The 12,032-nt window shown below is 72.3% G+C and carries 11 protein-coding genes; 6 read left to right on the top strand and 5 right to left on the bottom strand.

Annotated features, from left to right (window positions below; all coding sequences use genetic code 11):
- Positions 1 to 3 precede the first annotated feature (3 nt).
- Together MMF93_RS14995 and MMF93_RS15000 are read right to left on the bottom strand one after the other, a co-directional pair.
- Entirely contained in the window at positions 4 to 318 is a 315-nt protein-coding gene (locus MMF93_RS14995; RefSeq protein ID WP_242751774.1) for a DUF3263 domain-containing protein, read from the bottom strand.
- A 73-nt stretch (positions 319 to 391) separates the two neighbouring features.
- Entirely contained in the window at positions 392 to 1,618 is a 1,227-nt protein-coding gene (locus tag MMF93_RS15000) for an extracellular solute-binding protein (RefSeq protein ID WP_479685626.1), read from the bottom strand.
- Between the two features lie 536 nt (positions 1,619 to 2,154).
- Here MMF93_RS15000 and MMF93_RS15005 point away from each other — a divergent pair.
- The 3 genes from MMF93_RS15005 (at position 2,155) to MMF93_RS15015 (ending at position 5,337) form a co-directional block, all read left to right on the top strand.
- The gene (locus MMF93_RS15005) at positions 2,155 to 3,102 is read left to right on the top strand and encodes an ROK family protein (protein ID WP_274709540.1); all 948 of its coding nucleotides are present in this window, start codon (positions 2,155 to 2,157) and stop codon (positions 3,100 to 3,102) included.
- On the top strand, positions 3,099 to 4,247 hold the full coding sequence (gene nagA, locus MMF93_RS15010; RefSeq protein ID WP_242751776.1) for an N-acetylglucosamine-6-phosphate deacetylase: 1,149 nt from the start codon (positions 3,099 to 3,101) through the stop codon (positions 4,245 to 4,247). Before MMF93_RS15005 ends, nagA begins: the two co-directional genes overlap by 4 nt.
- A gap of 133 nt (positions 4,248 to 4,380) precedes the next feature.
- The gene (locus MMF93_RS15015) at positions 4,381 to 5,337 is read left to right on the top strand and encodes a 1-phosphofructokinase family hexose kinase (RefSeq protein ID WP_242751777.1); all 957 of its coding nucleotides are present in this window, start codon (positions 4,381 to 4,383) and stop codon (positions 5,335 to 5,337) included.
- 196 nt (positions 5,338 to 5,533) lie between these two features.
- Here the strand turns inward: MMF93_RS15015 and MMF93_RS15020 are convergent, their stop codons facing one another.
- The gene (locus MMF93_RS15020; RefSeq protein WP_242751778.1) at positions 5,534 to 6,574 is read right to left on the bottom strand and encodes a carbohydrate-binding protein; all 1,041 of its coding nucleotides are present in this window, start codon (positions 6,572 to 6,574) and stop codon (positions 5,534 to 5,536) included.
- Positions 6,575 to 6,667: 93 nt separating this feature from the next.
- Complete coding sequence (locus tag MMF93_RS15025; RefSeq protein WP_242751779.1) at positions 6,668 to 8,539, bottom strand: GGDEF domain-containing protein; 1,872 nt, start codon at positions 8,537 to 8,539, stop codon at positions 6,668 to 6,670.
- 597 nt (positions 8,540 to 9,136) lie between these two features.
- On the opposite strand from MMF93_RS15025, the gene MMF93_RS15030 reads away from it, so the two are divergent.
- Positions 9,137 to 9,655 carry a flavin reductase family protein gene (locus tag MMF93_RS15030; RefSeq protein WP_242757579.1) on the top strand — a complete coding sequence of 173 codons (519 nt, stop codon included), beginning with the start codon at positions 9,137 to 9,139 and terminating at the stop codon, positions 9,653 to 9,655.
- Between the two features lie 119 nt (positions 9,656 to 9,774).
- Here the strand turns inward: MMF93_RS15030 and arfB are convergent, their stop codons facing one another.
- Positions 9,775 to 10,206 carry an alternative ribosome rescue aminoacyl-tRNA hydrolase ArfB gene (gene arfB, locus MMF93_RS15035; protein WP_114016176.1) on the bottom strand — a complete coding sequence of 144 codons (432 nt, stop codon included), beginning with the start codon at positions 10,204 to 10,206 and terminating at the stop codon, positions 9,775 to 9,777.
- Positions 10,207 to 10,412: 206 nt separating this feature from the next.
- On the opposite strand from arfB, the gene MMF93_RS15040 reads away from it, so the two are divergent.
- Together MMF93_RS15040 and MMF93_RS15045 are read left to right on the top strand one after the other, a co-directional pair.
- Complete coding sequence (locus tag MMF93_RS15040) at positions 10,413 to 10,988, top strand: TerD family protein (protein WP_114016177.1); 576 nt, start codon at positions 10,413 to 10,415, stop codon at positions 10,986 to 10,988.
- Positions 10,989 to 11,322: 334 nt separating this feature from the next.
- Positions 11,323 to 11,856: a hypothetical protein gene (locus MMF93_RS15045; RefSeq protein WP_242751781.1), complete on the top strand. Its 534-nt coding sequence runs from the start codon at positions 11,323 to 11,325 to the stop codon at positions 11,854 to 11,856.
- Positions 11,857 to 12,032 lie beyond the last annotated feature (176 nt).

A 12,032-nucleotide genomic window follows, 5' to 3' on the forward strand; every position in this document is an offset into this window, starting at 1 on the left:
ACGTCAGCGGGTACGGTCGCGGTTCGCCTGCCGCAGCCGCCGCAGCCTGTTGACCGTCACGGGGTCGTACTCCGCTGCCCGCGCGTCGTCGAGCAGGGCGTTCACGTACTGGTAGTAGCGGACCGGAGACATGCCGAGCCGTTCCCTGACGGCCCGCTCCTTGGCACCGGGCGAGGGCCAGCCGCGCGCGGCGAAGGCCAGCACGGCCCTGTCCTCGTCCGAGAGACCCGCCGCGGCACCGTCGCCCGCGGGCTCCGCGCCGCGGTCTCCCGTGCGGGCGTCCTCCTCCTCGCCGGTGTCCCCGTTCGGTGCGCTCATCCCTCCACGGTACGGCGCCCCTGCGACTCCGCCTTCACGACTGCGTCCCCACGCCCCGCCTTCACGACTGCCGCTACGACTCCGCCTTCTCGGCCGCTTCCGCCTTGCGCTGGAGCGCGGTCAGCACGGCCTTGGGGTCGCCGCCCTTCATCGCGGCCTTGCCGACGGACTTCTTGAGGGCGGCGTTGGTGCCGGTCCACGAGACCTTGCCCACCGGGTAGAACTCGGCGCCGGCGAGCTGGTCGAGGAAGGGCCACAGCTTCTTGTGCTTCTTGTCCTTGCGCATCCGCTCCGAGGCGCTGGTGGTCACGGGCAGCAGCCCGTACCGGGAGGCGAAGGCGTAGTGGTTCTTCTCCTCGTAGACGAAGGAGAGGAACTTGCCGCACGCCTCGCGGTGGTCGTTCTTCTTGAAGGCCATCATCCAGTCGCCGACGCCCAGGGTGCCGTCCGCGGGCCCGTCCCGGCCCGGCAGCTTGCCGGTGCCGTAGGCGAGGCCCTTCTTGTCGGCCTGCTGCACCAGGGTGGGGTGTCCGTTCAGGACGCCGACCTTGCCGGCGCTGAACGCCTCGAAGAGCTGCTGGCGGTCGACGCGCTGCGGGTCGGGCTCCGTGTAGCCGGGCACGACGAGGTTGTCGCGCAGCCACTCCATCGTCTCGATGTTCTCGGGAGAGTTGAGGGTGTAGTTGCCGACGCTGTCGACGTAGGAGCCGCCGTTGCCCAGGCACCACATCAGGGCCTCGCCCTGGGCCTCCTCCGGGCCGAGCGGCAGTCCGTAGGGGATCTCGACCCCGGCCTGCTTGAGTTTGCGGGCGGCCGACTTGAGCGCCTCCCAGCTCTCCGGCGGCTTGTCCGGGTCGAGCCCCGCCTTGGCGAAGAGGTCCTTGTTGTACATCAGGACCCGGGTGCTGGTGACGAACGGCAGGCCGTACTGGACGCGCTGCACCTCGCCGGCCTCGGCGAGCGAGACGAGGAATTCGGCCTGGTCGGGTATCGGGAGCAGCTCACTGACCTTGTAGAGCTTTCCCTCGGCGGCCCAGCTGGCGTACGAGTCGACCTGGGCGATGTCGGGCGGGTTGCCGGAGTCGACCATGTCGCCGAGCTTCTTGCCGATGTCGTTCCAGCTGTACACGGTGACGTCGACGGAGATCTCGGGGTGTTTACGGGTGAAGGCGTCGGCGAGTTTCCGCCAGTAGATCTTCGAGCTGTTGTTCGCCCCCGGGTTGCCGTAGTCGGCCGCGACGAGCTTCAACGTGACATCGCCGGATCCAGGGCCACTGCCGCAGCCGCTCAGAGCGGTCATTCCCGCCGCTGAGGCCACCCCGGTCGCGGCCATACCCAGAAATCGACGCCGATCCATCTGCTTCCCTGCCCCTTTAGAGCCTGCGAACCCTCAGAACGTGCTCCGTGCCGCGGACCCTCTGGCACCACCCATCCCCCTGGCACCACCAACCCCGGTCCGTTGAGCGGGAGTCTCCCTCCGTGACCCCCGCACCGTCTACAGATGATCGGTACCGGTAAGGAATCAGCTTGGCTTCCGTTCGATTCCCGTAAAAGAATTCCGTGCTCGGATGATTTAGCCTCCCCCCTTCGCCCGCGGAGGCCTGCCGAATGTCCCCCGCACGGGCTCGTATCCGACGGACGGGAACAGGCCCGCACCCGCCGCGGGGGAACGGGGGCCGCGCCTCCGGGCGGGAGCGCGCGAGAAGAAGATCCCCGGAGTGGACTAGACCTTTACGGTGCTCACGCGGGAGACTGTCCCGCGTGAGCACCCCTGACGAGGCCCCCACCGCACCCCCCACGCGGCCCCCGCACCCGACGCCGGCCGCGCGGTACGTCATCGCCCTCGACGTCGGCGGCACCGGCATGAAGGCCGCCCTCATCGGCACAGGCAACGAGCTGCTGCACGAGGCGCGGCGGGCGACAGGCCGCGAACGCGGCCCAGAGGCGGTGGTCGAGGGCGTGCTCGACTTCGCCGCCGAGCTGCGGTCCGTGGGCCTGGAGCGGTACGGCACCGAGCCGTCCGCCGCCGGGGTGGCGGTACCCGGCATCGTCGACGACGAGCGGGGTGTCGCCGTCTTCTCCGCCAACCTCGGCTGGCGCGACGTCCCCTTCCGCGCGCTGCTGAGCGAACGCCTCGGCCGGGGCAGGGCCGAAGAACTGCCGCCGCTGCCCGTGGCGCTCGGCCACGACGTGCGCACCGGCGGGCTCGCGGAGGGCCGCATCGGTGCGGGCGAGGGCGTGGACCGGTACCTCTTCGTACCGCTGGGCACCGGCATCGCGGGCGCCATCGGCATCGGCACGACCGTCGAGCCGGGGGCGCACGGCAGCGCCGGGGAGATCGGACACATCGTCGTACGCCCCGACGGGCCCCCGTGCGGCTGCGGGCAGCGCGGCTGCCTGGAGCGGCTCGCGTCGGCCTCTGCGGTTGGCGCGGCGTGGGCCGAGGCCTGCGGGGATCCCCAGGCGACGGCGGCGGACGCCGCCAAGGCCGTCGCGTCGGGCGACCCGCGCGCGGCGCAGGTGTGGGCCGAGGCGATCGACGCGCTCGCCACCGGCCTGGTCACGGGCCTCACCCTGCTCGACCCGCGCACACTGATCATCGGCGGTGGCCTCGCCGAGGCGGGCGACACCCTCTTCGTTCCGCTCCGGGAGGCGGTCCGCGAGAGGGTCACCTTCCAGCCACTCCCGGCCATCGTGCCCGCGGCGCTCGGTGACGCCGCCGGCTGCCTGGGTGCGGGCCTCCTCGCCTGGGACCTACTGACCGCGGAGGTTGCGAGCCGATGAGCAAGCGAACGGTGCTGACCGGCGCCCGTGTGGTGCTGCCGGGCGGGGTGCGCGAAGACGCCACGGTGACCGTCGAGGACCGCCACCTGGTGGACGGCGCGGGACCGGGCGAGGCCGAGGAACTCGACCTGAGCGGTCACTGGATCGTGCCCGGCTTCGTCGACTGCCACGTCCACGGCGGCGGCGGCGCGTCCTTCTCGGCGGGCACCCACGAGGAGTCGCTGACCGTCATCGACACCCACCGCAGACACGGCACCACCACCATGGCCGCCTCCACCGTCACCGGCGACCTGGACGACCTGTCCCGGCAGGCGGGATCCCTCAGCGAACTGGTCGAGCAGGGCGAGTTGGCCGGCATCCACTTCGAGGGGCCCTTCATCGCCTGCAACCGGCGCGGCGCCCACGAGGAGTCGCTGCTGCGCGACCCCGACCCCGGTGACGTGCGCAAGCTGCTGGACGCCGCGCGCGGCCACGCGGTGATGATGACGCTCGCCCCCGAGCGCCCCGGCGGCCTGGACTCGGTGCGGCTGCTGGCCGACAGCGGCGTCATCGCCGCCGTCGGACACACCGACGGCACCTACGAGTCCACCAGGGAGGCCATCGACGCCGGCGCGACGGTGGCCACCCACCTGTTCAACGCCATGCCGCCGCTCGGCCACCGCGCCCCCGGCCCGGTGACCGCGCTGCTGGAGGACCCCCGTGTCACCGTCGAACTGATCAACGACGGCATCCACCTGCACCCCGCGGCGCTCCAGTTGGCGTTCCGCGCCGCAGGCGCCGACCGGGTCGCCTTCATCACCGACGCCATGGGCGCGGCCGGCATGGGTGACGGCCGCTACCCGCTGGGCAATCTGGAGGTCGAGGTCCGCGAGGGTGTGGCCCGGCTGGTCGAGGGCGACTCGATCGCGGGCTCCACCCTGACCCTGGACCGCGCCTTCAAGCGGGCGGTCACCGTCGACGGGCTGCCGGTCACCGACGCGGTCGCCGCACTGTCCGCCAACCCGGCGCGGCTGCTGGGCGTGGCCGACCGTGTGGGCTCGCTGGAGCCCGGCAAGCTGGCCGACCTGGTGGTGCTTGATCAACAGTTCGAGCCGGCCGGCGTCATGCGCCACGGCGCCTGGGTGGTGCCCCCGCACACCCCCTGAGCTGGCACGGGGGGTCGCCGGGCCGCCGTTCCAATGGCATGATCGCTCGCGCGGTCGCTCCGGCCGCGGTGTCGTTTCGTCGTGGGTTTGGTGTCATGAGCCGTTGTCCGACGGGTGAGGGTGGTGCGAGCGGATGATCCTGACCGTCACGCTCAACGCCGCCCTCGACCTGACCTATCGCGTGCCCCACCTCGTCCCGCACGCCTCCCACCGGGTGCGGGAGGTCAGCGAGCGCCCCGGCGGCAAGGGCCTCAACGTCGCACGGGTGCTCGCGGCGCTCGGCTTCGAGACCGCCGTCACCGGCTTCGCCGGGGGCGAGACGGGCCGCGTCCTGCGCAGCCTCCTGGCGGCCGACGCCGCCCCCGGGCGGCGGAACGGCCCGGCGCGGGTCACCGACGCGCTGGTGCCCGTCTCGGGACGCACCCGGCGCACCGTCGGCGTCGTCGACGAGGGCAGCGGGGACACCACCCAGCTCAACGAGCCGGGCCCGCACGTGACCCCCGAGGAGTGGGAGACCTTCCTCACCGCCTACCGCGAGCTGCTCGGCGGCGACGTCCGCGCGGTCGCGCTGTGCGGCAGCCTGCCGCCGGGCGTCCCCGTGGGCGCGTACGCGACGCTGGTACGCGAGGCCCGCACGGCGCGGACCCCCGTGCTGCTCGACACCAGCGGCGAACCGCTGCGCCGCGGGCTCGCGGCGCGCCCCGACATCGTCAAACCCAACGCGGAGGAGCTGGCCGGGATCACCGGCACGGCGGAACCACTGCGCGCGGCCCGCGCGGCGCAGCGGCGCGGCGCCCACGCGGTCGCGGCCTCGCTCGGCGCGGACGGGATGCTGCTGGTCACCCAGGACGGCGCCTGGAGCGCGGCGGTGCCCGAGCGGCTGGCGGGCAACCCGACGGGGGCGGGCGACTCGGCGGTCGCCGGGCTGCTCTCGGGCCTCGCCGAAGGCCTGCCCTGGCCGGACCGGCTGGCCCGCGCCGTCGCGCTGTCCGCCGCCACGGTCCGCTCCCCCGTGGCGGGCGAGTTCGACGAGCCGACGTACGCGACGATGCTGCCGTCGGTACGCGTACGCCGCTCCGAGGCGCCGTGAACCGGCGGGGCCCTTCCGAGGCGCCGTGAACCGGTAGAGCCCTTTTACTGGGCGCGGGACACGAGACGCCGGACACGGGACGCGGGGCACGCGGCTCCGTGCCCCGCGGGGCCCGCGGCTCCGTGCCCCGGTGGGGCCCCGTGACGGCGGCAGAGGCTCTGCCGGCTATTGGCTCACGGCCCCGCCGCCGACGGGGTCAGCCCTGGTTCCAGCCCTTCTCCAGCCAGACCTGGTCGAGGTTGGCGTCACACTTGTTGCCCTCCTCGCACGAGATCTTGATGCTGTTCTGGCCCTTCTTGAGCTGGATGTTCGACCAGGTGTTCTGCCAGCCGTGCTCCCAGTCGCCCTTCTTCGCCCCGGAGAAGTTCTTCATCCGCAGCGGACGGCTCTCCGGCTCACCGTTGATGGTGAGGGTGGCGTTCGCGTCCTTGCCGGGCACGCCGTAGCGGACGTGGAGGGTGTACTTGCCCGCCGCCGGCACGTCCTTCAGCTCCCAGGTCGCCGAGGCACCCGGCTGGTTCATGCCCCCCACATACGTGCCGCCGCGGCCCTTGGCGCCCTCCACGTCCTTGGCGGCGGTGGCGCTGCCGTCGAGCGTGAGACTGGCCGCGTCCTCCTTGGGCAGCGCCTTGGGCGACGGCTTGTCGTTCTTCTCGCCGTCCGCGCTGCCGTCGTTGCCCTGCTTCGGATCGTCCTGCTGCGCACTCTGCTGGTCCTTGGCCTGCGGATCGTCCGCGTCGTCCTCGTTGAAGACGATCGCGGCGCCGATACCGATCACCACGGCGGCGACCACGGCTATCGCCCCCACCAGCAGACCCGTGCGGTTGCGCCTGCCACGCCCGGGACCGCCGGGACCGCCCTGCTGCCGCGCCGCCGCCCGGCCACCCGGCATCGTCTCGGGCGCCGCGTAGTGCGGGCTGGGCTGGTGCCCCGGAGGCGGGGGCTGCTGCGGGTAGCCGTACCCGGACTGCTGCTGGGGAGCGCCGGAGGGCTGGTAGGAAGCCGACTGCTGCTGCGGATAGCCGTAGCCCGAACGCTGCTGTTGCTGCGGGTAGCCGTAGCCGTACTGCCGCTCACCGACCGCACGGACCTGGTTGAAGGAGCGGCGGGGGACGCCGGGCTGCTGGCCGGACGCGGCGGGCTGCTGCGCGCCGCCCTCCTGCCGGTACAGATAGGCGAACGGGTCCTCGTCTCCCCCTTCCGACGGGGCACCCGTGCCGTGGTTCTCGGCGGTCATCCCTTCACTCCCTACTGCGTCAGGTATCCGGGCGAGCCTACCTCTCTTGGGCGAACCGCTTGGCACGGTCGTGGCCGATCGGCCCCGTGTGTGCTATCCCGCCCTGCGCTGCCCCTTGGAGCGGGACCGCTTCTCCACGTACATCCGCTGGTCAGCGGATTGCAGGACCTCTTCGGTCGTCATCCCGCAGCCCGCCCAGCCGATGCCGAAACTGGCACCTACCCGGACCGAACGGCCGTCGACCTGCATCGGCGGGATGATCGCGTTCCGCAGCCGGACCGCGAGGTCCTGGGCCTCCGTGGGACCCAGCCCGTCGGCCAGCACCACGAACTCGTCGCCGCCCAGCCGGGCGACCGTGTCGTCGTCCCGCACGGCGTCCGACAGGCGGCGGGCGACCTCGATGAGCACGGCGTCGCCGCAGTGGTGCCCGTGGCGGTCGTTGATGGACTTGAAACCGTCCAGATCACAGAAGAGGACGGCGAGCCCCTTCTCACCGGGCCCGTCGCCCTTCGGCGGCACCGTGTGCACATGGTGGGGGTCCGGTGGGGCGGCACCCGATCCCCTTCCGGGCCCGAACCCGTTCCCTGGCCCGAATCCGCTCCCGGACCCGAATCCGTTCCCGGGCCCGAATCCGTTCCCGAATCCGTTCCCTGAGCCGAATATCCCGTTCTGGGCATCGGGGGCGTGCGGAACGTGCGGACCCCCCGGCCCGCCGCCCAGGCCCTCCAGATCCCAGAACCCGTCGCCGCTCTCGTAACCGTGTTCGGAACCGGGACCCGCCGCGTACCCGTGCCCCGCGAAACCGTTCCCGTGCCCGTACCCGTCGTCCGGGCGGCCTCCCGTCGGTACGGCGGTCGGGCCGTGGCCGTGCCCCCCTGCCGTCCGCTCGCCCAGCGAGCAGAGCCTGTTGCTGAGCCGGGCACGCAGCTCGGCACCGTTGGGCAGGCCGGTCAGCGCATCGTGGCTGGCGCGGTGCGCGAGCTGCAACTCGTGCCGCTTGCGCTCCTCGATGTCCTCGACGTGGGTGAGCAGATAGCGCGGCCCGTCGGCGGCGTCGGCGACGACCGAGTTGCGCAGCGAGACCCACACGTACGAGCCGTCACGCCGCGCCAGCCGCAGCTCCGCCCTGCCCCCCTCCGCGAAGGTGTTCAACAGCGTGCCGATGTCCTCGGGGTGGACGAGGTCGGAGAAGGAGTAGCGGCGCATCGCGGACGCCGGACGGCCCAGCAGCCGGCACAGCGCGTCGTTGATCCGCAGCAGCCGCCCGTGCTCGTCCCCGCCCATCTCCGCGACGGCCATGCCGCTCGGCGCGTACTCGAAGGCCTGCCGGAAGCTCTCCTCGCTGGAGCGCAGCGCCTGCTGCTCACGCTCCAGCCGCACCAGGGCCCGCTGCATGTTCGAGCGCAGCCGGGCGTTGCTGATGGCGATGGCGGCCTGCGACGCGTACATCTGGAGCGCCTCGCACCCCCAGGCTCCCGGACGGCGGCCGTTGCGCGGCCTGTCGACGGACAGGACGCCGAGCAGCTCGCCGTCCGAGGCGCGCAGCGGGGCGAAGAGCCGGTCCATGGGGTGCCAGGCGTCGGGCGTCTGGCGCACCGGGGAGGGCGAGTGCCACTGCGGGACGTCGTCGTCGTCCAGCACCCAGCCCTCGGTGTAGGGAACGAACCGGAGCGCTCCCCACTGCTCGCCCATCGCCAGCCGGCGCTCCCAGGAGGCGCGGGGGCCGACACGGCCCGCCATCATCGCCTCCGCCGCCGGACTGCCCGCCACAGCGGCGACGACCAGATCGCCCTCGGCACGCACCAGGTTCACCGCGGCGATCTCGAAGCCGAGCCCCTCGACCACGCCGTCGGCGACCGTCTGGAGCGTGTCGGCGAGGCTCCGCGCCGTGCTGAGCCGCGCCACGACGTGATGCAGCTGACGCAGGCTGGCAAGGCGGACATAGGGCTCCGACTCGGTTTCCATAGCCCTCCCCCTGAGCCGTGTACGTCAACTCCAGGTGCTCTTGGCGCCGCGTGCGGGCCTCGGCTGACCGCGCTGGGTCCCCGCGCGCCCTCCGGTCCGTCTTCCTCGCCCTTCGGCCACCCTTCCGCCGCTCCCCCGAAACCCTTCGGCCGGACTTCGGCCGGACGTCGGCTGAGCTGCGGCCGGGCCTCGGTCGGGCCTCGGTCGAGTCCACGGTCGTTCTGCGGTGCGCACAGGCGTTCCTCGGCTGTCACGGCCACTGAATCACAGCGAGCTGTTCACCCGGTACACAGGGTCAACAATTAATGCCCTCTGTGACTCAAGTCACAACAGTCAGCAATTGGCTGACTGCGCAACGTGCACCGACCGCCGGCCCGGACGTGTACCCGGGCCACCGGCCCGTGCACCTGGCCACCGGCCCGCCGGCGCCGCGGACCCGTGCGCCCCAGACCCACCCCACCGCCTGCCCCGGGACAGCGGTCCTAGACCCCGTCTGGTCCCCCAGCCCGATGCGGACCCCGAAAACCGCTGGTTAGCGTAGCGACTGTGTCCCACGCAGTGCAGCAGCAGACGACCCACGTGCCCCCGCCCCACCCCATGCCCCATGCTGAGGGGGTGAGCGACGAGGAGTTCCGCGCGGCCATGGCGCGCCTGGCAGCCGGCGTAGCCCTGGTCACCGCGCACGACCCGGAAGAGGGACCACGCGGCGAGGACGTCGGCATGACAGCCACCGCCTTCCTGTCCGTCTCCCTCGACCCGCCCCTGGTGCTGATCAGCCTCCGCGAAGAGTCCCGGATGGACGAACTGCTCTCCCGACAGGACCACTGGGCGGTCAGCCTCCTCACCGACGCCCAGACCAAGACCGCCGGTCGCTTCGCCATGAAGGCGCGGCTCAGCGACCGGCTCCTCTTCCAGGAGCTCCCGCACACCCGGGGCTCCGTCAGCGGCGCCCCCCTCGTCGACGGCGCACTCGCCGCGGTCGAGTGCCGCACCGAACAGCGCGTGACCGCCGGCGACCACACCCTCGTCATCGGCCGCGTCCTGGCCACCCGGCTCACCCACGGCGAGAGCGGGCCGCTGTTGTACTACAGCGGCCGCTACCGTTCTCTGCGCTGAGCCCAGCGTTTGGGGCTGAGCCCCGCGCTTCGGGCTGAGCCCCGCTCTCGGGGGCTGGGCGCCGCTCTCGGGGGCTGAGCGCCACGCTTGAGGGCTGAGCGCCGGCCGCCGGGGGGGCGCTACTGCCAACCGCGCCCAGAGCGTCCGCGCTTGACCTCGCTGCGCTGCTTCTTCTGCCGCAGCCTGCGCTCGTTGATGCCGCGCGGGATCTTCTTCTGCCGGCGCGGCGGCGGAGGCGGGGCCGTCGCCTCCGCGAGCAGGGAGGCCATCCGCACGGCGGCCGTCTCCCTGTTCCGCCACTGCGAACGGTGCTCGCTCGCCCGTACGACCAGCACGCCGCCGTCGACCAGGCGGCCGGACAGCCGCTCCAGCGCGCGGCGCTTCCACACCTCGGGAAGCGCCTGCGTACGCGCCAGGTCGAAGCGGAGCTCCACCTGGGTGTCGCTGGTGTTCACATGCTGCCCGCCCGGCCCCGACGAGCGCGTGAAGCGCCACGTCAGCTCGGCCTCGGGCAGCGAGACCGTACCGCGTATGCAATAGGGACCGGACATGCCTCCATGGTCCGCCTTCCGCGCGCACGCGTCATCCGCATTTCCCGTGGAGGGCAAAGAAGGCAAAGAAAGCTGGAACCCGTGCACGGCCCGGCTGCGTTGTGGAGGGTGAGATGCGGGACGGCGGACCCCGGTGAGGTCCCGGTCCCGCACCGGTGATTCCCTCGGGGGTCACCACCGAGCCATCACGACAGAAGGGCACCCCCATGGCTGTAAGCCTGTCCAAGGGCGGCAACGTCTCGCTCACCAAGGAGGCACCGGGCCTGAGCGCCGTCACGGTCGGCCTCGGCTGGGACGTGCGCACCACCACCGGTACGGACTTCGACCTCGACGCGAGCGCCATCGCGGTGAACCCGGAGGGCAAGGTCTACTCCGACCAGCACTTCGTCTTCTTCAACAACAAGGCCACCCCGGACCAGGCCATCGTCCACACCGGCGACAACGTCACCGGCGAGGGCGCCGGTGACGACGAGCAGATCAACGTCAACCTGGCCGGCCTCCCGGCCGAGGTCGACAAGATCGTCTTCCCGGTCTCGATCTACGACGCCGAGAGCCGCAGCCAGAACTTCGGCCAGGTGCGGAACGCCTTCATCCGCATCGTCAACCAGGCGGACGGCAACGAGATCGCCCGCTACGACCTCAGCGAGGACGCCGCCACGGAGACCGCCATGGTCTTCGGCGAGCTGTACCGCAGCGGCGCCGAGTGGAAGTTCCGCGCCGTCGGCCAGGGCTACGCCTCCGGCCTCGTGGGCATCGCCCAGGACTTCGGCGTCAACGTCTGACGACGGCCTGACGACCCACGCGGTCCGATCCGACCGCCGAGGGCCACGCGCCGACACGGCGTGCTCCGGGTGGCGCTTCCCGCACGGGAAGCGCCACCCGGAACGTGTACGCGCGAGCCCGCGCCGGATCTGCCGATGGGCCCGTGTCCCGCGACGCGAGGCCGGAGAGGACGTCGGGCTCCACGTCGCGCGTCGACGTACACGCGTCAGCCCGGCAGCGCACACGCTGGGAGCGCACGTGGGAGTACCCGTCGACGCGGCAGCGTCCACGCGGGAGCGCGTCAGCGTCGGCGTCCACGCGGGAGCGCTCCGCGCGGCGTGACACCATCGCGGCGTGCTCGACATCGGCTACGCCCTCTCCCACCGCTTTCCCGATCCGCCCCAGACGGACTACCGCAGCGCTGACGTCCGCGCGCTGCGGCACGACCTGTTCTGCGGTGACGTCTACCTCGCCGACACCGACTCCGACCGCGAACTGTCCACAGCCTGGGGATGGGTGCCGGTGCTCGACTTCGCCTGGGCGCTGTGCGACATCGCCGAGCAACTCGACCGCGCTCCCTCTCCGGCGCCCGGACAGAAGGCGGCCGCCCCCGGCAGCCGGTCCCCCGGCCCCTACCGTGCCGAGCTGGATTTCACCGAGTCCACCGACATGCTGCGCTTCACCCGGCGCTTCGGCTGGGTGGAGATCACCGCCGACTGGTCACCCGACGACGACCGCGAGCCGCTCACCTTCGCCCACACCGAGCTGCGCCGCGAGGCCCGCGACTTCCTGCACGACCTGGTCGCGGACCTCACCGACATGCATGACGGCCTGGCGGACAACCCGACGGTATGGGACCTGACGTCCCGCTATCCCCGAACGCCGTGAGGCATGAGCCCGAGCCCCGAGCCCCGAGCCCCGAGCCCCGAGGGTGCGTACGGTCCTGTGAGGGCCCGTAAGGCCGACCGCGCCCCTCATCTTCGTCCTCTCAGCCGTCTCAGCCCTTTCAGCCCTCTCAGCCGTCTCAGCCCTCTCGGCCGTTTCGGTCCTCCCCGCCGTCTTCG

Origin of the sequence: Streptomyces tubbatahanensis, from assembly GCF_022699385.1 — a bacterium.
Taxonomy (GTDB): domain Bacteria; phylum Actinomycetota; class Actinomycetes; order Streptomycetales; family Streptomycetaceae; genus Streptomyces; species Streptomyces diacarni.